Origin of the sequence: Bacillus cereus group sp. MG1 (assembly GCF_040460035.1) — a bacterium.
GTDB lineage: Bacteria > Bacillota > Bacilli > Bacillales > Bacillaceae_G > Bacillus_A > Bacillus_A cereus.
The window spans coordinates 2,742,040-2,762,250 of sequence record NZ_JARVGY010000001.1 but is presented as its reverse complement, the minus strand read 5'-3'; the positions used below and the strand labels follow the sequence as shown (position 1 = coordinate 2,762,250).

The window sequence follows — 20,211 nt, the reverse complement described above, 5'->3', positions numbered from 1 at the left end:
ATTCCCTCCTACATAAAATTATATAGGAAAAAGGATATATAATCCAAACCCAACCAAAATGATACCACCTACTATCTCACCATATGTACCGAGCATATCTTTCGCATGTCTCCCAATTAATAAACCCATCCACGCTAATAACATGCTAACAAATCCAAAAAGTAAAATCGTAATAATTGTTTGTGCCCCATAAATACCAAGACTAAGTCCTACTGAGAAACTATCTATACTGACGCCAAATGCAAATACGAATAAACTAATTCCAATAGGGGCTGTTCTAGTCTCTTCATTTTGTAAAATGCTCGAATATACGATATAAAACCCTAGTCCGATTAATAAAATAGCACCCGCAAAATGTGCGATATCTCCATACTTCTCTGATAAAAAACGACCTAGTACCATTCCTATAAACGGCATAATAATATGAAATATCCCTATCGTCATACCAATATACAGGATTTGTCTTAACTTTAGGGGTATCATCCCCATACCAAGACTCACCGAGAACGCATCCATCCCTAAGGCGAATGCCATAATTATTAAAGGTATTAGCTGTTCAAACGTCATTCATGCCCCTCCTTGGACGTGCTACTTCACAATATGCTTATCCAAGGAGAAATATTCTGTTTGCTAATCTTACCTTATCATTCAATAATAATATGATGTCCTGCCGCTTTTGTTAAACGATTCATAATTGCATTCCCTATTCCTTCATTAGGGAATGACTCACTAAAAATAACATCCACTTCACTTGCATCAAATGTTCTAAGTACATCATATAATTTAGTCGCAACACTAGCTAAGTCACTTCTAACACCACAAGATAATATAACATCTGCACTATATACATGCTGATACTCTTCTGTCGTTAATACGCCTACTTTAAATCCTTCTTCCTTTTTCTCATCCACAAGATGCTGAATAAACTCACGTGAGCCCTCAACAATACTAAGTGGTGCTTTCGGGGCATAATGTGTGTATTTCATTCCAGGCGATTTCGGTTTTTCCTTCTCATCCTTTAAAGCTGGATCTAAAGAAACAGTACCTATCACCGCTTCTAATTGTTCTTTCGTAATCCCACCTGGACGTAATATTGTTGGAACCGCGCTTGTACAATCAATTACAGTTGATTCAACGCCTACTCCAGTTGCACCACCATCAACAATACCTGCAATCTTCCCATTCAAATCTTCATATACGTGAGAAGCTAATGTTGGACTTGGACGCCCTGAACGATTCGCACTTGGTGCCGCAACAGGTACATTCGCCTCTTCAATAAGAGCAAGTGCAATTGGATGATCAGGCATTCTTACTCCAACCGTATTAAGTCCTGCCGTCACCTTCTCTGAAATCCCTTCTTTTCTCGGCAAAATAATTGTTAATGGTCCTGGCCAAAAATGCGCCATTAACTTCTCTGCAACTGGTGGAATTTCTTTCACAATCCCATCTAACTGAGATTTTGTACCTATATGGACAATGAGTGGATTATCACTCGGTCTTCCTTTCGCTTCGAAAATTTTCGCGATTGCTTCATCATCCATCGCATTTGCACCTAACCCATATACTGTTTCCGTAGGGAAAGCAACCGCCTCATTTTCTCTTAATAATTTTGCTGCTTCTTGTAACTGTGGATAATATTTTTTTCTTTCCACAACATTATCCACAACCCACATGTTTGTATGCATTTTTTTCCACGTCCTTTTCTACCCTTAAATACTTGTATATTTTTAGTTTACTATGAGATTTATCCAAAAGACAAACAAGGTTTATCCACAAAATGTGGATAAACCTAATTAATCCGTGGATAACTTTGTGAATAGCTGACAATTTAGTATTATTGCATTCTGCTCTTTTATATTTTTACAAAAATGTTCTAGTTGTTGAATTCCCTCTGGAACCTCATCCTTTTCTATAGTAAAAAAGTCAAAAAACTGAAAGATCGGTACAGATTGTGGATGATTTGTTAGTAAGTACAATTGTTGAACACTTTTTTCTTTCATATACTGCAAAAACATTTCAAAAAAATATAAGAAAGTCTGTTTATCCACATGAGGTGTGAATAAACAAGAACGAATAAGCACATCTTCCCCACTTCGTTCATAACCAATTACAGCTCGTATTTCTTCCGCCTCTTCCAAAATCATAAATTGTGCGTACAACTCATTTATTTTATCATCTTTTTTATTAGCTTGTCCGAAAAAAGAATGTAATCTTTCCACATCTGCTTTCGTAGCAAAATACACTTTCTTCATAATAAATCCCTCCTCATTTTTATATATGAAGAGGGATTTATTAATAGTACTATTTAGAGAATAAAGATGTAAAAGCTTCTACAATAAACAATTTAACTTCTGGCTTTTCTTCTTCCTCTTCTACTTTTACATACTCATTTTGCTTTTCTTGTTTTTTCTCCACAGGTTTCTCCACTTTTTCCACAGTTTTTATTTCTTCTTTACTTACAGGCTGCTCTTCGACTTTTGTTTCATTTTTTACTACTTTCTTTTCAGAAGCTGTTACTTTTTTTACTACTTCCTGCTTTACAGCTTTCGTTTCTTTTACCTTATCTACTTTCTTCTCTTCTTTATCTATTACTTCCTCATCTAGTTGTTTCACCTGCTCCTCTTCAGGAGATTCCGCCTTCACAACGTGCTCTTCTTTTCTTACAGCTGTCCCGCTCGAAAAATCTAAGAAACACATTGGTGGAAATAATACACACCACCAGTTCGCCCCTTCACCTTCTCCAATTGTGATTAATACTGCTTCATATTCTCCTGCTGGATAAATAAAATTCCCGTATACCTTTGTAGGAAACTTTACATTCTTACTAAATTTCACTTGAAATGAATCTTTACTTCCTTCTCTTTTTAACGTATTTTCCACCGTTTTCTCGATTTCTGGAATATGACTTTGAATTACTTTGCGTGCCTCTTCAAATGAAGTTAAATCCGCTACCCACCCATCAATTTGTGCTTTTACTTCATCACGCACTTTACGCTTTAATGCCTGGTCTTTATCTGAATCACTATTTGCTAAAATTCGTAATCGAACGGCCTCTTTCGGAATAACTGAAGGCCCTTTCGCATCAGCTTTCATATATCCAAACTGCACAAGTAACTGTGCACCAATTAATAGTATAAGAAGATAAGCAATAACTTGTTTTTTCATTTCCTCCACCGTCCCTTCTACAAACAGTGTGGACAGACTTTCATCTTTCTAAACTATTAAATTCAAAATCTATATGAATTTTTCCACAAAAAAATAGAGTAAGGTGTGAACCTTACTCCATCTCTGCAAATACCATACGATCTTTTCCGTTAATATCGAAAACAACCTCAACATGAGCATGTGGAAAAGCTTGTTGTAACAATCTTTTTACATCCTCACCTTGTCCTACTCCAATTTCAAACGCCACAATCGCTTTCTTCTGCAACACATTCGGCAATTCTTCCATAAAACGGCGATAGAAATCTAATCCGTCTTCACCACCAACAAGTGCTCTCTTCGGCTCATGCTCTTTCACAACAGGAGAAAGACCACGCCAATCCTCTTCCGGTATATATGGAGGATTTGAAACAACAACATCTAGCTTTTGACCCGTTTTATGAAATGGTGACAATAAATCACCGTGATAGAACGTTACTTCTGCACCTAAAGCTTTTGCATTTTCTTTTGCAACTTCAATCGACTCTTGTGCAATATCTACTGTATACACATGAAGATTTTCATTTTCTAAAGCAAGCGTAATAGAAATCGCTCCACTACCTGTACCTATATCTGCTACATGTAGTTTCTCATCACCAAAATGGCGCTCGATTCTTTCTAATACTCCCACTATAAGCTCTTCTGTTTCCGGTCTTGGTATTAATACTTCTTCATTCACAAAGAAAGACCGTCCATAAAACATTTCATAACCAATCATATATTGAATAGGAATACCTTCTACATGCTTGTGGATAAACTCCGTAAAGCTTTTCTCTTGATCCTCAGTTATTTCTTCACGCATATTCATAAGTAATCCTGTTCTGTTCACCTTTAATACATGACAAAGGACAATTTCTCCCGCATTTTCATCTCGTCCATTTTCCTGTAAAAAAGAAGAAGCCCATTTCAGGGCTTCATAGACACGCATTACTCAGCTGCCTCCATCTTTTGAGCCTGATCTTCCATCACTAAGGCATTGATGAAATCATCTAACTTACCTTGTAAGATTTGATCTAGCTTTTGAATCGTTAAACCGATTCGATGGTCTGTAACACGGTTTTGCGGGAAGTTATACGTACGAATACGCTCTGAACGATCTCCCGTACCAACAGCTTGTTTACGGTTTTGATCATACTCAGCTTGCGCTTCTTGTCTAAACTTATCATAAACACGTGCGCGTAATACTTTCATCGCTTTTTCTTTATTCTTGATCTGTGATTTCTCATCCTGACAAGATACAACTACACCAGTCGGTAAATGCGTTAAACGCACCGCTGACATCGTTGTATTAACGCTCTGTCCACCAGGTCCACTAGAAGCGAATGTATCAACACGAACATCTTTCTCATGAATATCAATTTCTACTTCTTCTGCCTCTGGTAATACAGCTACTGTTGCTGTAGATGTATGAATACGTCCACCAGATTCCGTTTCAGGAACACGTTGTACACGGTGAGCACCATTCTCGAATTTCAGCTTCGCGAAAGCACCTTTACCATTAATCATAAAGATAATCTCTTTATATCCACCTAACTCTGTATAGCTAGCCTCAATAATCTCCGTTTTCCAGCCCTGTACCTCAGCGTAACGGCTATACATACGGTATAAGTCACCAGCAAATAAAGCTGCCTCATCTCCACCAGCAGCTCCACGAACCTCAACGATAACGTTCTTATCATCATTAGGGTCTTTTGGAACAAGTAAAATTTTCAGACGCTCTGATAATGTTTTATCTTGTGATTCTAACTCAGAAACTTCTTCTTTTACCATTTCACGCATTTCTGCGTCTAACTTATCTTCTAACATTGCTTTCGCATCTTTTAATTGCTCACGAACATCCTTATACTCACGATACACCTCTACCGTTTCCTGTATATCAGACTGTTCCTTTGAATATTCACGAAGCTTATTTGAATCACTAATAATCGCTGGATCACTTAACAATTCATTTAACTTCTCATAACGATTTTCTACAGCTTGCAAACGATCTAACACATCATTCACCTCTACATCCTAGTATCTAATACAAATAGTATATGGTACTTACTCAAAAAAACGCAAATTATATTTAAAAGTGGCGGTGGCTCTTTCAGCTCTGACCAGCTAAGGTTCTTTCGACCTAAAGGTGCTTTTTACCTTTTGGGCGGAAGGTTCTTAGATGCGAAGAGCTAGCCACCAGAACTAGATATATTTAAAAGCGTAAGCGGCTCACACCGCTCATTCTCTCTATTTTGAAAAAAACCCGCCTTGCGCAGCGAGTTTTACTTATCTTTGTTTGCAGGTACTGCATGACAATGACGACAACGCGGTTCATACGTTTCTGAAGCTCCAACTAAAATAATTGGATCATCAAATGCCGCTGGTTCTCCATCAATTAATCGTTGTGTACGACTTGCTGGAGATCCACATACAGAACATACTGCTTGTAGTTTTGTCACATGTTCAGCAATCGCCATCAGCTGAGGAACTTGTCCAAATGGTAGACCACGGAAATCTTGGTCTAAACCAGCTACAATGACACGATAGCCACGATTTGCCAATACTTGCACCACTTCCACAATGTCCCCATCAAAAAATTGCACCTCATCGATTGCAATAACATCCAGCTCTTCTGTAATATGTTCAAATATATCCTTTGAAGCTGAAACAGGAACTGCTTTTACCTTTAATCCGTTATGTGATACTACATCTTCTTCACTATATCGATTATCAATACATGGTTTAAATACAATTGCATGTTGTTTTGCAAATTGCGTACGGCGCACACGGCGGATTAGCTCTTCTGACTTGCCAGAAAACATACTACCGCAAATCACTTCAATCCAGCCATTTTGATTTATTAAGTACATGAAGCTCTCCTTTCATCTACTTTTCAGTTAAAAGTAGGGTAAAGGTATAATATTTTCGCAAAAAAAACAGACAAGCGAATACATACACTTGCCTGTTTTATGTTTTTATTACTTAAGACCGTATTTCTTATTGAAGCGGTCAACGCGTCCGTCTGCAGTAGCAAACTTCTGACGTCCAGTGTAGAATGGGTGAGAATCAGAACTGATCTCAACTTTTAGTAATGGATAAGTGTTACCATCTTCCCACTCAACAGTTTCGTTAGATCCTTTAGTAGATCCGCTTAAGAATTTGAAGCCTGTGTTTGTGTCCATGAATACAACTTTCTTGTAATCTGGGTGAATTCCTGCTTTCATTCTTTTCATCTCCTTCCGCCCTGAATCATTTTCGAAACAGAGTTTTTCATCTTCAGCTGCATACACAACTATATTGATGAAACACATATGATGAAATTATAACAAGGCTAACTTCATTTTGCAACTACCTGTTTTTGTCTTTTTAATTTTAAAAGCGCAAGCGGCTCGTTCAGAATGGGAGGGGGATGGAGCTTCTGACGTAGAGGCGCTTTTTGCCTCGTAGGAAGACGCGAAGCCACCAACCATTCTAGCCGCTGGAGCTGGATATTAAATTTAAAGTGGAGGTGGCTCGCTCAGCTCTGACCAGCTAAGGTTCTTTCGACCTAAAGGTGCTTTTTACCTTTTGGGCGGAAGGTTCTTAGATGCGAAGAGCTAGCCACCGGAACTGGATATTATCTTAAAGTGGAGACGGCTCGTTCAAAATCGCAGGGCATTGGAGCTCTCGACCCTGAAGCGCTTTTTGCTTCATGCGAGAGAGCAAAATGACCGGAGATTTTAGCCGCTGGAGCTCGATATTATCTTAAAGTGGAGACGGCTCGTTTAGCTCTGACTGGCTAAGGTTCTCTCACTTATTTCTCTCTTTAATATCACCTAAACAGCATAAAAAACTCGCTTACTATAAAATAAGCGAGTCCTGATTTTTTCCCTTTACTTAGTTGTTACATACCTTTTTGAGTCTGCAACAATGTTTTGTAAAAACTCTTCATTTGTCTTCGTTTGACGAAGCTTACGTAAGAAACTTTCAACGAAGTCTGGTGTATCACGCATTGTTTTACGAATGCCCCATAACTTGTCTAAATGTTCTTTTGGAATTAATAGATCTTCTTTACGTGTACCAGAACGACGAATATCGATCGCCGGGAAGATACGACGTTCAGCTAATGAACGATCTAAGTGAAGTTCCATATTTCCAGTTCCTTTAAATTCCTCGTAAATAACATCGTCCATACGTGATCCTGTATCAACAAGGGCTGTCGCTAAAATTGTTAAGCTACCGCCTTCTTCAATATTACGCGCAGCTCCAAAGAAACGCTTCGGTCTATGGAAGGCAGCTGGATCGATACCACCTGATAATGTTCTACCACTTGGTGGAATAACGAGGTTGTAAGCTCGAGCTAAACGGGTAATACTATCCATTAAAATGATAACATCTTTCTTGTGCTCTACAAGACGCATCGCACGTTCTAACACAAGCTCAGCTACTTTAATATGATTTTCTGGCACTTCATCAAAAGTAGAACTTACAACATCTCCTTTAACAGAACGTTCAATGTCTGTTACTTCCTCTGGACGCTCATCAATTAAAAGTACAATTAATTCTGCTTCCGGATGATTTGTTGTAACACTATGCGCGATTTCTTTTAATAGACTTGTTTTACCAGCCTTTGGAGGCGCAACAATTAAACCACGTTGTCCAAATCCAACTGGTGCGATTAAATCCATGATGCGTGTCGGTAACTTTTTAGGTTCCGTTTCCAATTTCATTTGGCGATCTGGGTATAATGGTGTTAATGCAGGGAAATGCACACGCTCTTTTGCTGAATCTGGATCATCTCCGTTTACAGCTTCAACTTGTAATAACCCAAAATAGCGTTCATTTTCTTTCGGAGGTCGTACTTTACCAGAAACCTTATCTCCATTACGTAAATCGAAACGACGAATTTGCGAAGCTGAGATATAAATATCTTCTGAGCTTGGAGAATAGTTGATAGGACGTAGGAATCCAAATCCTTCTGATTGAATAATTTCTAATACGCCTTCCATGAAAAAGAAACCTTCTTTTTCTGCTCGAGCTTTCAAAATAGAAAAAATTAACTCTTTTTTCGTTAATTTGCTATAATACGAAATCTTAAATTCTTTCGCAAGCTCGTATAACTCTTTTAATTTCATGTTTTCTAATGCTGCAATTGACAAATTCATTCAGACACCACACTTTAACGTTATTCTCTTTTTTCATGGGTAAAGGGAAAAAATACGGAAGGCAAATAATTAATAATGAAAGGCAATAAGTTCAAGTAGGGTAATATTCACTATTGTAACCCTTTTATCTAGTTTTAATCAATACGTTGGAACACAAATACAAGAAGCGAAGACAAGAAAATTTGTCTTCGCTTCTTATTTAATTTAGTTCCAGCTCCGATAGTTAGAAAAGTCGACCATTTTAACCTTTCTGAACGAGCTGCTTACGCTTTTTATTTAATCCAGCTCCGGTGTCTAGAAGGGTCAGTCATTTCACCCCTTCCTGCGAGGCACAAAACGCCTCTTCGTCAGGAGTTCCAATGTCTTCCCCTTCTGAGCAAGCCACCTCCGCTTTTTACTTAATCCAGCTTCAGCAGCTAGAATGGTCGGTGGCTTCACTTCTTCCTACGAGGCAAAAAGCGCCTCTACGTCAGAAGCTCCATCCCCCTCCCATTCTGAACGAGCTGCTTACGCTTTTTATTTAATAACCAAGTTTGGTTTTTTATTCAAGCTATGACGTCCATCCACGAAGCGAACTGTGCCTGATTTTGCGCGCATAACAAGGGATTGCGTTGTTCCTACGCTACCTTTAAATTGAACACCGCGTAATAGTTCTCCATCTGTTACGCCTGTTGCTGCAAAGATTGCATCGTCACCTTTTACTAAGTCCTCCATACGAAGGATACGATTAATGTCTTCTATGCCCATTTTTTTACAACGTGCTAATTCAGCTTCGTTTTGTGGCAATAGTTTTCCGTGAATTTCTCCACCTAAACATTTTAAAGCAACTGCTGCTAATACACCTTCAGGTGCTCCACCAGATCCAAATAAAATATCTACACCTGTACGATCAAACGCTGTATTAATCGCTCCAGCTACATCTCCATCATTAATTAATTTAATGCGAGCACCAGCTTTACGAATTTCTTCGATAATTTCTTGATGACGTGGACGATTTAAAACTGTCGCTACAACATCTTCAATATCTTTATTTTTTGCTTTCGCAACTGCACGTAAGTTATCAATAATAGGCGCATCAATGTCGACCGCCCCGACTGCTTCTGGGCCAACCGCGATTTTATCCATGTACATGTCAGGGGCATGTAACAAATTACCGTGGTCTGCAATTGCAATAACAGCAAGAGCATTCCAGCCACCAGCTGCTACGATGTTTGTCCCTTCTAAAGGATCAACCGCAACGTCTACACGTGGTCCATATCCTGTACCTAATTTCTCTCCGATATATAGCATTGGTGCTTCATCCATCTCACCTTCACCAATTACAACTGTACCTTTCATCGGAATTGTATCAAATACATCACGCATAGCTGATGTTGCTGCACCGTCTGCCTCGTCCTTTTTCCCGCGCCCCATCCAACGCGCTGATGATAAAGCTGCAGCCTCTGTTACACGTACTAACTCCATAGATAAACTTCTTTCCACGATAATCCCTCTCCTTTAAGTCTTTATATTTCTGCCGTATTTTGTGAACCGTGTTTTTCTATAAAGTGTACTTCCGCAAGTAGTGATGCTTCGCTTCCCCCTTGCGGAAGTATCACTTATGCGTTCTTCATTTCTTCAATTTCTTGCTTTGTCATTTGTTCTCGCCAAATGTTTGCTCCAAGCCCTTTAAGCTTGTCCACTATATTCTCATAACCTCGATCAATATGCTCAAGTCCTGTTACTTCTGTAATTCCATCTGCCATTAAACCTGCAATAACAAGTGCCGCTCCCGCTCGTAAATCACTCGCCTTCACTTTTGCACCTTGCAGTAACACAGGACCAGTTACAATTGCCGAACGACCCTCTACTTTAATTTGAGCATTCATACGACGTAATTCATCAATGTGTTTGAAACGGGCACCGTAAATTGTATCTGTTACAACTCCCGTCCCGTGCGCCTTTGTTAAAAGCGTCGTAAACGGCTGTTGTAAATCCGTTGGAAAACCTGGATATACAAGCGTTTTGATATCAACTACTTTTAACTTTCTATTACCGTTCACCGTAATTTGATCATCGTTCGTTTCAACTTGAACACCAGCTTCTCTTAGCTTTGCAGTAACTGATTCTAAATGCTGAGGAATAACGTTATCAACCGTTACTTCTCCTCCTGATGCAGCTCCTAGAATCATATACGTACCAGCTTCAATACGATCTGGGATGATAGTATGGTGACAACCATGTAAAGAGTCAACACCATCTATTCGGATTACATCTGTACCAGCACCTTTAATACGGGCTCCCATGCTTGTTAACAATGTAGCTACATCAATGATCTCAGGCTCTTTCGCTGCATTTTCAATAACAGTTCTACCTTTTGCTCGTACAGCTGCTAGCATAATATTAATTGTAGCTCCTACACTAACAACATCTAAATAAATACGTGCCCCGCGTAGCTCATCTGCTCTTAAATAGATGGCACCTTGTTCATTCGTAACATGTACACCTAGCGCTTCAAACCCTTTAATATGCTGATCAATCGGCCTCGGGCCTAAATGACATCCACCCGGAAGCCCAATAACAGCTTTTTTAAAACGGCCAAGCATTGCACCCATTAAATAATAAGAAGCGCGCAATTTTTTCACTTTTCCATTTGGCAAAGGCATTGCAACCATGTTAGAAGGATCGACTACCATTTCTTCCTCCTGTCCATAAGTTACTTTCCCTCCAATTTCCTCTAGTAAGTCTCCTAACATTTTCACGTCCGAAATATTAGGGACACCACCAATAGTTACTGGAGTATCTGCTAAAATTGTCGCTGGAATTAATGCAACGGCACTGTTCTTTGCACCACTTACTCGAATTGTTCCATTTAAAGCTCTTCCGCCTTCAATTAGCAATTTTTCCATATTGAGCTCCCTTCTTGTGAATGTATTTACTTTCTATCTTTTTATAGAAAGCTCCCCTTAAGAATCTCAATTACTCTTTCCATCCCAAAACTCAATAAATAGGAAACCATTATCTTCATTTCTCCTGTAGCACGAATAGATAAAGATCAACTATTCATCGAATTCACTTTATCAATTTAGATACGTTATCACATTTATTAATAGGACTATGCACATTATTTTCTATTTAAAAACCAAAAATGATAAAATCTTTAGACTTGTTCACGCTTTCATTATACAACGAAAGGAAACCGTCTAAAAGACTAGACGGTTTCCAAAACGGAATTTTATTCTTACGCTTTACCGTTAGAACCGAATTCGCGAATTTTACCAATAACAGTTGCTTTGATAGCGTCGCGGCCAGGTCCGATAAATTTACGAGGATCGTAAACTTCTTGGTCTTTGTTTAATACTTCACGAACAGCTTTTGTAAACTCGATTTGGTTCTCAGTGTTTACGTTGATTTTTGAAGTACCTAAAGAGATAGCTTTTTCGATATCAGCAGTTGGGATACCAGTACCACCATGTAATACTAAAGGTACGCCAGTGAAGTCACGAACTTGTTCCATTTCAGCGAATCCTAAGTTAGGCTCACCTTTGTAAGGACCGTGTACAGAACCTAAAGCTGGAGCTAGGCAATCGATACCTGTTGCTTCAACAAGGTGCTTACACTCTGCTGGGTCAGCGTAAATTACGCCTTCAGCGATTACGTCGTCTTCTTGTCCGCCAACTGTTCCAAGCTCAGCTTCAACAGATACGTTACGAGCGTGTGCGTATTCTACTACTTGTTTAGTAGTTTCAACGTTTTCTTCGAATGGGTGGTGAGAAGCGTCGATCATTACAGATGTGAAACCTGCATCGATTGCTTCTTTACATTTTTCGAAGCTTGAACCATGATCAAGGTGAATCGCTACAGGAACAGTGATGTTCATTTCTTCGATTAAAGCTTTAACCATAGCTACAACTGTTTTGAAACCAGTCATATGACGAGCTGCACCCTCAGATACACCTAGGATTACAGGAGATTTTTCTTCTTCCGCAGCAGCTAAGATAGCTTGAGTCCACTCTAAGTTGTTCATGTTGAATTGACCAACTGCGTATTTTCCTTCTAGTGCTTTGTTTAGCATTTCTTTCATAGAAACTAAAGGCATGGTGAATCCTCCTAAAAAACGTTTTTTGTATCCGATAAGTTCTTATCGCTGGTAGTATGACCAGAATAAGGTAAAATATGTATATCTACATACCGGACTTTTTTCTACACTCAATAGGATAACAACTTGTACTCAAAAACTCAACCGTATTCACCTGCACAATAGTCCATGTAAACGCTTTTTTCCATATTTTTTATAAAAAATTCATTTTTACGCCTCTACAGCGAGCTCATTTCTCACAGCTTGACGAATTTCATCAATATCAAATGGTTTAGCAAAATGCATTAAAGCACCTAAATCTTTTGCTTCTTGGATCATATCAAGCTCTCCATAAGCAGTCATTAAAATTACTTTAATACTCTCATCAATTTCTTTTACATGCTTTAAAATCTCTATACCATCCATGCCTGGAATTTTCATATCTAACACTACTAAATCTGGATTATCTTTTTTCACGATATCTAAAGCTTGAAATCCATTTGCTGCTTGGAATGTCTGATAACCTTCTTTTTGGAACACTTCATGTAATAGCACACGAATCCCATATTGATCATCAACGATTAAAATTTTACCTTCCATAATTCCCAACCTTTCTGTGTAAGTACAAGATTTAAAGCTTCTTATATCTTAACGATTTATTTTCGCTATTCTTTGGCAAATTCCTTCCTATTCTTTCTTATTTTACCGTTTCCTATTTTGTTATGCTACCCTACGATTTCACCTTTCTAAAAAAATAAACTATAATGAAAGCCGGCAAACACGTACGAAGGGAGTAACATTATGTTAAAAATTTTTTCAACTCAATTAAGTGGTTATTTCTCCAGAGTTTCTCAAAAAGAAGAAATGAATATAGAAGATAGTGCTCGTTTACTTGCTCAAGCACTAGTTGGCGATGGTTTCATTTATTTACATGGTACAAATGAAATGGAAGGCGTTGTTGCCGAGGCACTATTCGGTGCTGAACCAATGAAGCAAGCAAAACGCTTATTTGAAAATGGTAAAGAAGCAGAAGTAACCTCTGCGGATCGTGTACTTCTTATTAGCCGTTTTTCAACAGATGAAGCGGTTGTAGAAATTGCAAAAAAACTACAAGAAGAGGGACACTCTATTGTCGGCATTTCTGCTCTTCAAGAAGGTACGGAATCACTCGAACGATATACAGACGTACATATTAATACAAAACTGTTAAAAGGTCTTATTCCAGACGATGAAGGTAATCGCTACGGATTCCCAAGTTTAATAGTAGCTTTATTTGCTTATCACGGAATCAAATTTACAATCGATGAAATGTTAAATGAATATTAAAAAAAGCGCCTTATTTCAGGCGCTTTTTTTATTACTTGCTCTCTTTATTCGTAATAGAAGCTCTTACGAAGTCATGGAACAATGGTTGTGGACGGTTTGGACGAGAAACAAGTTCTGGGTGGAACTGTGCTGCCACGAACCAAGGGTGGTCTTTTAATTCAATGATTTCAACTAGACGGCCGTCTGGGCTTGTACCAGAGAATACAAATCCTTCTTTTTCCATATCCGGACGGAACTGGTTGTTGAACTCATAACGATGACGATGACGTTCATATACAACCGGCTCATTATAAGCATTGTAAGCATTTGTTTCTTCAGCAAGCTTACATGGGTATAGACCAAGACGAAGTGTACCACCTAGGTCCTCTACATCTTTTTGTTCTGGTAATAAGTCGATGATTGCATATGGTGTGTCAGGGTTGATTTCAGAAGAGTTAGCACCTTCTAAACCTAATACATTACGTGCGAATTCGATTGATGCAAGTTGCATACCTAAGCAAATTCCTAAGAATGGAACTTTGTTTTCACGAGCATATTGAATCGCAACGATTTTACCTTCTACACCACGATCGCCGAAGCCACCTGGTACAAGGATACCATCTGTATCGCCAACTAATTCTTTTACGTTTTCTGCTGTTACGTGCTCAGCATTTACCCATTTTACTTCTACATCTGTGTCGAATGAGTAACCAGCATGACGAAGTGCTTCTACAACAGAAATATAAGCATCTTGAAGTTCTACATATTTACCAACAAGAGCGATTTTTGTTTTCTTAGAAAGATTACGCACTTTGTTAACTAGCGCAATCCACTCTGTCATATCTGCAGCTGGATTGTCTAATTTTAAGTGGTCACAAACGATTTGGTCCATGTTTTGTTCTTGAAGAGATAATGGAACCGCATATAAAGTATCTGCATCGCGAGCTTCGATAACTGCTTTTGTATCGATGTCACAGAATAATGCAAGCTTGTCTTTCATATCTTGAGAAACAGGCATTTCTGTACGAACAACGATAATGTTTGGTTGAATACCTAAGCTACGAAGTTCTTTAACACTATGTTGTGTTGGTTTTGTCTTCATTTCACCCGCTGCTTTTAAGTACGGGATTAACGTACAGTGAATGTACATTACATTGTCACGACCGATGTCGCTCTTAATTTGACGGATTGCTTCTAAGAATGGTAGAGACTCGATGTCACCAACAGTTCCACCGATTTCTGTAATAACAACATCCGCATTTGTTTCACGACCAGAACGATATACGCGTTCTTTAATTTCGTTAGTAATATGAGGAATAACTTGAACTGTTCCTCCTAAATATTCACCGCGACGCTCTTTTTGAAGAACTGAAGAGTAAATTTTACCTGTTGTTACGTTGCTGTATTTGTTTAAGTTAATGTCGATGAAACGCTCATAGTGACCAAGGTCTAAGTCAGTTTCTGCGCCATCATCTGTTACGAATACCTCACCGTGTTGGTATGGGCTCATAGTCCCTGGGTCTACGTTAATGTATGGATCAAACTTTTGAATCGTTACGTTTAAACCACGATTTTTTAAAAGTCTTCCAAGAGATGCTGCTGTAATACCTTTTCCTAAAGACGATACTACACCGCCTGTTACAAAAATATACTTAGTCATGAAAAAGCTCCCTTCTATTTTGCTGTTATATAATCACCGTTGCAAAGCGCAACGTATGTAGATAACACTGTATCCATCTTATTGTTAGACTCTTTTTATTTTCTAAACAAAAAACAAAAAAGAAAATTGCTCCCCTCATCACAAAAAGTAATAAGTAGGGAGCAATTTTCTTTTATATTTACACTTTAAAAGTATTATCGTCCTTTTTTAAAGAGCCCAAAAATGATTCTACATGGACGATAATGAAAAGTCAAGAACTACAGTTCTTCCTCTTCTTCTTCTTCAGTTTCATCATACTCAAGTTCTTCTTCAGCGAAGTCGTCGTCATCTTCGTCTAAATCATCAAGATCGTCGTCATCTCCGTCTTCTTCTTCAAGAACCTTGTCCAAATCTTCTACATCGTCTTCATCTTCACTTACGTCTGCATCGTCGAAGTCATCTTCGTCTTCTTCAATGTAGTCGTCAAAACCGTCTTCTTCAACTTTACGTTTCTTCTTCGGTTTTGGTTGAGGCAAGATTTCTTCATCAATTTGCTCATATGGGTACCAGCTGCGTAGTCCCCAACGATTTTCTCCTAAATTAATGAAACGTCCATCGATGTTTAAGTCTGTATAAAATTGTGCGATTTTCGCATTAACTTGCTCTTGAGATAGTCCCAGCACTTGAGCGATTTCTTGAACCAACTCGTTGAATGTCGTTGCTTGTTTTTTATCCCCTAAAACGCTATGTACAACTTCAATCATTGAACATTCTTTTAGCTCTTCTGGTGAATATTGCTTAAAATCCACTTATGCGGCACTTCCTTTCATCAAATATAACCTTATATATAACGGCCTGCTTAAAAAAATCCATACTATTCATTATAAACAAAAGTCGCACAAATATGCTACAAAAAAAACGGGAAACTTTTATAGGGTAGTAAAATTATAATTTGTCTGTTCCTTATTTCGGAAGCATATGGGCCCCTTGCAATACATACCTAATTTGCATTTCTGTATATTCTTCGAGCGTATACAGTTTTTGCAGCGCCCAGCGTCTAAATCCCCACATCTGTCCTTGTATAAAAATATTATGCGCAAGAAGCTGTATTTCTTTTTTATTTAATGTAAATGTTCCATTTTCCGTACACTGTTCTAAAATATTCTCGAACATTCCTACCATTTGAAACTCCTTTTCTAATACATACGGAAGTGATTCTTTCGGTAAAAAGCGTACCTCTTGATACATTATCAATACTTCTTCCTGTAATTCGTCCATCACTTTAAAGTAATTCGTTATTGCTATCTTTAAACTTTCTATACTCCCTTTTTCTGTACACACTACTTCCTCTAATCTTTCTTTTACATGTTCATATATACTATCACAAACTAAATATAAAACATCATCTTTGGTACGAATGTACTCATAAAGTGTCCCTATACTAAACCTAGCCGCTTTTGCAATCTCTCTCGTTGTTGTACGCGGAAATCCTTTTTGTTTAAACAGTTGCACCGCACCTTTAATCATTTGTTCACGTCTTAACGCAACTAATTTTTCATCTTTCACCGATGCATGCACATTATGTTTAACCATTCCCTTCACCTCTCTCTATTATTTTTTGGAAGGAAAAAGCGTAGGAAAATACCTACGCTTTCGTTCCTACTTCGTTAACATACGAGAAATTACAAGCCTCTGAATCTCTTGTGTTCCTTCATATATTTGTGTAATCTTTGCATCTCGCATATAACGCTCTACTGGATAATCTTTCGTATAACCGTAACCACCAAATACTTGCACCGCTTCAGTCGTCACCTTCATCGCTGCATCGCCTGCAAATACTTTTGACATCGCTGATTCTTTTCCATACGGAAGCCCTTCTGATTCAAGCCAAGCCGCTTGATATGTTAAAAGGCGTGCTGCTTCTACATCTGTTGCCATATCCGCAAGTTTAAAGCCAATCCCTTGCTGCGCCGCAATTGGTTTTCCAAACTGATGGCGCTCCCTTGCATATTCTACAGAAGCATCTAAAGCCCCTTGTGCAATCCCAACAGCTTGCGCCGCAATACCGTTACGACCTCCATCTAATGTTTGCATCGCAACTTTAAACCCTTGCCCCTCTCCTCCAAGTAGATTCTCTACAGGAATACGGCAATCTTCAAACATAATTTCAGTCGTTGGTGAAGAGCGAATCCCTAGCTTGCTCTCCTTCTTCCCAACTGAAAATCCCGGTGTATCACTTTCTACAATAAATGCACTCGTACCGCGCTGCTTCGATTCAGGATCAGTTAGCGCAAAAACAACATAAATATCAGCAATACCGCCATTTGTAATGAAAATTTTTGATCCATTTAAAATATAATGATCGCCATCTCTCTTTGCGATTGTCTTCATTCCACCAGCATCCGATCCAGATCCTGGTTCCGTTAAGCCGTATGCACCAATTTTCTTCCCTTCAGCCATCGGCCGTAAAAACTTTTGCTTTTGCTCTTCCGTCCCAAATTTAAAAATTGGCCATCCCGCAAGTGAAGTATGCGCAGACAGTGTTACACCTGTTGAAGCACAAACGCGAGATAATTCTTCAATAGCGATTACGTATGCTAAGTAATCGCTTCCAATTCCACCGTACTCTTCAGGCCATGGAATACCAGTTAAACCAAGCTCTGCCATTTGATCAAATAACTCTCGATCAAATCGCTCTTCTTCATCACGCTCAGCTGCTGTTGGTGCCACTTCATTTTTAGCAAAATCTCGAACCATTTTTCTTATCATTTCATGTTCTTCTGATAGTTTAAAATGCATCTCCGTCTCCCCCTCGCCCTTTTATAAAGCACGGCTAATAACAAGTTTCTGTATTTCACTTGTTCCTTCATATATTTGCGTAATTTTCGCATCACGGAAAAATCGTTCTACTGGATAGTCTTTCGTATAACCGTAACCACCAAATACTTGCACCGCCTCAATCGCGACTTCAACCGCTGTCTTAGAAGCAAATAATTTCGCAATAGATGCTTCTTTACCGCATGGTAATCCTTGTGCCCTAAGAGATGCCGCTCTATATACGAGTAACCTTGCTGCCTCGACACTTGTTGCCATATCTGCAAGCTTGAAGCCAATCCCTTGCTGCGCCGCAATTGGCTTCCCGAATTGCTCTCTTTCTTTTGCATAATCAATTGCACAGCCAAGCGCCGCTTCAGCAATTCCTAAAGCCTGCGCACCGATTCCAATTCGCCCAACATCTAAATTCGCCATCGCCACTTTGAATCCTTGTCCTTCTTCCCCAAGTAAATTCTCAGCTGGCACTTTCATATCTTCAAAAGTAAGTTGTACTGTACGAGAACCGAGAAGTCCCATCTTATGTTCATCTTTTCCAATGATTAAACCAGGTGTATCTTTCTCTACTATAAATGCAGAAATACCACTTTTTCCTGCCTCTGGATTTGTAGAAGCGAATACAATGTATGTACTTGCTTCACCACCATTTGTAATAAACACTTTCGATCCATTAATAATATAATGATCACCTTTTTTCACAGCTCTTGATTTCAAACTCCCTGCATCTGATCCTGCATTTGGCTCTGTTAAAGCAAATGCACCTAAATATTCCCCGGTTGCAAGTTTAGAAACATATTTTTTCTTCTGTTCTTCTGTTCCAAAATATAAAATCGGATTCATTCCAACTGACGTATGTACAGCTAAAATTACACCAACTGTTGCACTTACCTTTGAGATTTCCTCAATTGCTAGAATGTAAGAAATAAAGTCCATTTCTGCCCCGCCGTATTTTGCAGGCGCTGGAATACCCATTAATCCAAGCTCACCCATCTTTTGCAAAATCTCTTTCGGGAACACCCCTTGTTCCATACTAGGAACAAAGGGAGCTATTTCCTTCTGTGCAAAATCCCGAACCATTTTCCTCATCATTTGCTGCTCTTCATTAAAACGAAAGTTCATATATTCCGCCTCCATTTGCTATATATCCTTTAAATAATTTGGTAAGACCACTATGTTGTAACAAAGGGGGCATTTATTCGTAAACGTAGAATCCACGACCTGTTTTACGCCCTAACCATCCTGCATTCACATACTTACGTAATAATGGACATGGGCGATATTTACTATCTCCTAATCCTTCATGCAACACTTCCATAATGTATAAACACGTATCTAAACCGATAAAATCAGCGAGTGTCAAAGGCCCCATCGGATGGTTCATACCAAGCTTCATGACTTCATCAATTGCTTCTTTCGTCGCTACACCTTCATATAACGTATAAATTGCTTCGTTAATCATCGGTAGTAAAATGCGGTTTGATACAAAACCTGGGAAATCATTCACTTCAACTGGTACTTTCCCAATTTTTTTCGTAATATCTTCAATTGCTTCATATACCGCATCATCGGTAGCCAAACCACGAATAATCTCAACAAGCTTCATAACTGGAACTGGATTCATAAAGTGCATACCGATTACTTTTTCCGGACGCTTCGTTACCGCTGCAATTTCTGTAATTGGCAGAGATGACGTATTCGTCGCTAAAATTGCGTGTTCTGGAGCAATTTCATCTAGATTCGCAAAGATTTTCTTTTTAATATCCATTTTCTCAACAGCTGCTTCAATAATAAGATCCGCTTCTTTCACACAATCTAAATCAAGCGTTACTGTAAGACGATTTAATGTCGCTTCCTTCTCTTCTTCCTTCATGCGTCCTTTTTCTACTTGGCGCGCTAAGTTTTTCGTAATGATAGCCATTCCTCTATCTAATTGCTCTTGCTTTAAATCTTGTACCTTCACGTCATATCCTGCCATTGCACATACTTGTGCAATTCCTGATCCCATTTGCCCTGCACCAATTACAACAATGTTTTGTACACCCATTTTTTCTTCC

20 protein-coding genes are annotated in these 20,211 nt (G+C 38.7%); 1 reads left to right on the top strand and 19 read right to left on the bottom strand.

Features of this window, described 5'->3' with window-relative positions; all coding sequences use genetic code 11:
• Positions 1 to 18 precede the first annotated feature (18 nt).
• From QCI79_RS14300 to spo0F, 13 genes are all read right to left on the bottom strand, one after another.
• Complete coding sequence (locus tag QCI79_RS14300) at positions 19 to 567, bottom strand: manganese efflux pump MntP (RefSeq protein ID WP_000142463.1); 549 nt, start codon at positions 565 to 567, stop codon at positions 19 to 21.
• Positions 568 to 644: 77 nt separating this feature from the next.
• Positions 645 to 1,685 carry an L-threonylcarbamoyladenylate synthase gene (locus QCI79_RS14295; RefSeq protein WP_000557351.1) on the bottom strand — a complete coding sequence of 347 codons (1,041 nt, stop codon included), beginning with the start codon at positions 1,683 to 1,685 and terminating at the stop codon, positions 645 to 647.
• A gap of 108 nt (positions 1,686 to 1,793) precedes the next feature.
• Positions 1,794 to 2,252, bottom strand: coding sequence for a GNAT family N-acetyltransferase (locus tag QCI79_RS14290; RefSeq protein WP_000758446.1), 459 nt, complete (start codon positions 2,250 to 2,252; stop codon positions 1,794 to 1,796).
• Positions 2,253 to 2,301: 49 nt separating this feature from the next.
• Positions 2,302 to 3,165 (bottom strand): stage II sporulation protein R, encoded by an 864-nt coding sequence (gene spoIIR / locus QCI79_RS14285; protein ID WP_000745063.1) that lies wholly within the window; start codon positions 3,163 to 3,165, stop codon positions 2,302 to 2,304.
• A 112-nt stretch (positions 3,166 to 3,277) separates the two neighbouring features.
• The gene (gene prmC / locus QCI79_RS14280) at positions 3,278 to 4,129 is read right to left on the bottom strand and encodes a peptide chain release factor N(5)-glutamine methyltransferase (protein WP_001267055.1); all 852 of its coding nucleotides are present in this window, start codon (positions 4,127 to 4,129) and stop codon (positions 3,278 to 3,280) included.
• A complete protein-coding gene (gene prfA, locus QCI79_RS14275) occupies positions 4,129 to 5,196 on the bottom strand; it encodes a peptide chain release factor 1 (RefSeq protein WP_000887064.1) in 1,068 nt (355 codons plus the stop codon). The genes prmC and prfA overlap by 1 nt, the downstream gene beginning before the upstream one ends.
• 266 nt (positions 5,197 to 5,462) lie before the next feature.
• Positions 5,463 to 6,050 carry a thymidine kinase gene (locus tag QCI79_RS14270; RefSeq protein ID WP_000280860.1) on the bottom strand — a complete coding sequence of 196 codons (588 nt, stop codon included), beginning with the start codon at positions 6,048 to 6,050 and terminating at the stop codon, positions 5,463 to 5,465.
• Between the two features lie 108 nt (positions 6,051 to 6,158).
• Positions 6,159 to 6,404, bottom strand: a complete 246-nt coding sequence (locus QCI79_RS14265; protein ID WP_000643433.1) for a type B 50S ribosomal protein L31 — start codon at positions 6,402 to 6,404, stop codon at positions 6,159 to 6,161.
• A 648-nt stretch (positions 6,405 to 7,052) separates the two neighbouring features.
• A complete protein-coding gene (gene rho, locus QCI79_RS14260; protein WP_001053903.1) occupies positions 7,053 to 8,324 on the bottom strand; it encodes a transcription termination factor Rho in 1,272 nt (423 codons plus the stop codon).
• A gap of 516 nt (positions 8,325 to 8,840) precedes the next feature.
• The gene (gene glpX, locus QCI79_RS14255; protein WP_000442340.1) at positions 8,841 to 9,806 is read right to left on the bottom strand and encodes a class II fructose-bisphosphatase; all 966 of its coding nucleotides are present in this window, start codon (positions 9,804 to 9,806) and stop codon (positions 8,841 to 8,843) included.
• A gap of 116 nt (positions 9,807 to 9,922) precedes the next feature.
• The gene (gene murA, locus QCI79_RS14250) at positions 9,923 to 11,212 is read right to left on the bottom strand and encodes a UDP-N-acetylglucosamine 1-carboxyvinyltransferase (protein WP_021727737.1); all 1,290 of its coding nucleotides are present in this window, start codon (positions 11,210 to 11,212) and stop codon (positions 9,923 to 9,925) included.
• 332 nt (positions 11,213 to 11,544) lie between these two features.
• On the bottom strand, positions 11,545 to 12,402 hold the full coding sequence (locus tag QCI79_RS14245; RefSeq protein WP_001131855.1) for a class II fructose-bisphosphate aldolase: 858 nt from the start codon (positions 12,400 to 12,402) through the stop codon (positions 11,545 to 11,547).
• A 210-nt stretch (positions 12,403 to 12,612) separates the two neighbouring features.
• A complete protein-coding gene (gene spo0F, locus QCI79_RS14240) occupies positions 12,613 to 12,981 on the bottom strand; it encodes a sporulation initiation phosphotransferase Spo0F (protein WP_000398594.1) in 369 nt (122 codons plus the stop codon).
• A gap of 201 nt (positions 12,982 to 13,182) precedes the next feature.
• On the opposite strand from spo0F, the gene QCI79_RS14235 reads away from it, so the two are divergent.
• Positions 13,183 to 13,707: a DUF2529 domain-containing protein gene (locus tag QCI79_RS14235; RefSeq protein ID WP_021727736.1), complete on the top strand. Its 525-nt coding sequence runs from the start codon at positions 13,183 to 13,185 to the stop codon at positions 13,705 to 13,707.
• A gap of 31 nt (positions 13,708 to 13,738) precedes the next feature.
• On the opposite strand, the gene pyrG is transcribed toward QCI79_RS14235, so the two are convergent.
• From pyrG to QCI79_RS14205, 6 genes are all read right to left on the bottom strand, one after another.
• Positions 13,739 to 15,346 carry a CTP synthase gene (gene pyrG, locus QCI79_RS14230; protein ID WP_000170451.1) on the bottom strand — a complete coding sequence of 536 codons (1,608 nt, stop codon included), beginning with the start codon at positions 15,344 to 15,346 and terminating at the stop codon, positions 13,739 to 13,741.
• A 257-nt stretch (positions 15,347 to 15,603) separates the two neighbouring features.
• Positions 15,604 to 16,134: a DNA-directed RNA polymerase subunit delta gene (gene rpoE, locus QCI79_RS14225; RefSeq protein ID WP_000346280.1), complete on the bottom strand. Its 531-nt coding sequence runs from the start codon at positions 16,132 to 16,134 to the stop codon at positions 15,604 to 15,606.
• Positions 16,135 to 16,288: 154 nt separating this feature from the next.
• A complete protein-coding gene (locus QCI79_RS14220; RefSeq protein ID WP_021727735.1) occupies positions 16,289 to 16,918 on the bottom strand; it encodes a TetR/AcrR family transcriptional regulator in 630 nt (209 codons plus the stop codon).
• Between the two features lie 66 nt (positions 16,919 to 16,984).
• On the bottom strand, positions 16,985 to 18,124 hold the full coding sequence (gene acdA / locus QCI79_RS14215) for an acyl-CoA dehydrogenase AcdA (RefSeq protein ID WP_000545545.1): 1,140 nt from the start codon (positions 18,122 to 18,124) through the stop codon (positions 16,985 to 16,987).
• Positions 18,125 to 18,145: 21 nt separating this feature from the next.
• Positions 18,146 to 19,276, bottom strand: coding sequence for an acyl-CoA dehydrogenase (locus tag QCI79_RS14210; RefSeq protein WP_001011179.1), 1,131 nt, complete (start codon positions 19,274 to 19,276; stop codon positions 18,146 to 18,148).
• Between the two features lie 73 nt (positions 19,277 to 19,349).
• Positions 19,350 to 20,201: a 3-hydroxybutyryl-CoA dehydrogenase gene (locus QCI79_RS14205; RefSeq protein ID WP_000538880.1), complete on the bottom strand. Its 852-nt coding sequence runs from the start codon at positions 20,199 to 20,201 to the stop codon at positions 19,350 to 19,352.
• Positions 20,202 to 20,211: the final 10 nt, after the last annotated feature.

Bases quoted from the DNA above. Each gene is read 5' to 3' on its own strand.
- QCI79_RS14235 (WP_021727736.1), top strand. From the start codon at position 13,183: ATGTTAAAAATTTTTTCAACTCAATTAAGTGGTTATTTCTCCAGAGTT.
- QCI79_RS14205 (WP_000538880.1), bottom strand. From the start codon at position 20,201: ATGGGTGTACAAAACATTGTTGTAATTGGTGCAGGGCAAATGGGATCA.
- acdA (WP_000545545.1), bottom strand. From the start codon at position 18,124: ATGCATTTTAAACTATCAGAAGAACATGAAATGATAAGAAAAATGGTT.
- QCI79_RS14220 (WP_021727735.1), bottom strand. From the start codon at position 16,918: ATGGTTAAACATAATGTGCATGCATCGGTGAAAGATGAAAAATTAGTT.
- pyrG (WP_000170451.1), bottom strand. From the start codon at position 15,346: ATGACTAAGTATATTTTTGTAACAGGCGGTGTAGTATCGTCTTTAGGA.
- QCI79_RS14270 (WP_000280860.1), bottom strand. From the start codon at position 6,050: ATGTACTTAATAAATCAAAATGGCTGGATTGAAGTGATTTGCGGTAGT.
- QCI79_RS14300 (WP_000142463.1), bottom strand. From the start codon at position 567: ATGACGTTTGAACAGCTAATACCTTTAATAATTATGGCATTCGCCTTA.
- QCI79_RS14265 (WP_000643433.1), bottom strand. From the start codon at position 6,404: ATGAAAGCAGGAATTCACCCAGATTACAAGAAAGTTGTATTCATGGAC.
- murA (WP_021727737.1), bottom strand. From the start codon at position 11,212: ATGGAAAAATTGCTAATTGAAGGCGGAAGAGCTTTAAATGGAACAATT.
- rho (WP_001053903.1), bottom strand. From the start codon at position 8,324: ATGAATTTGTCAATTGCAGCATTAGAAAACATGAAATTAAAAGAGTTA.
- QCI79_RS14245 (WP_001131855.1), bottom strand. From the start codon at position 12,402: ATGCCTTTAGTTTCTATGAAAGAAATGCTAAACAAAGCACTAGAAGGA.
- QCI79_RS14210 (WP_001011179.1), bottom strand. From the start codon at position 19,276: ATGAACTTTCGTTTTAATGAAGAGCAGCAAATGATGAGGAAAATGGTT.
- spo0F (WP_000398594.1), bottom strand. From the start codon at position 12,981: ATGGAAGGTAAAATTTTAATCGTTGATGATCAATATGGGATTCGTGTG.
- prmC (WP_001267055.1), bottom strand. From the start codon at position 4,129: ATGCGTGTCTATGAAGCCCTGAAATGGGCTTCTTCTTTTTTACAGGAA.
- QCI79_RS14295 (WP_000557351.1), bottom strand. From the start codon at position 1,685: ATGCATACAAACATGTGGGTTGTGGATAATGTTGTGGAAAGAAAAAAA.
- spoIIR (WP_000745063.1), bottom strand. From the start codon at position 3,165: ATGAAAAAACAAGTTATTGCTTATCTTCTTATACTATTAATTGGTGCA.
- QCI79_RS14290 (WP_000758446.1), bottom strand. From the start codon at position 2,252: ATGAAGAAAGTGTATTTTGCTACGAAAGCAGATGTGGAAAGATTACAT.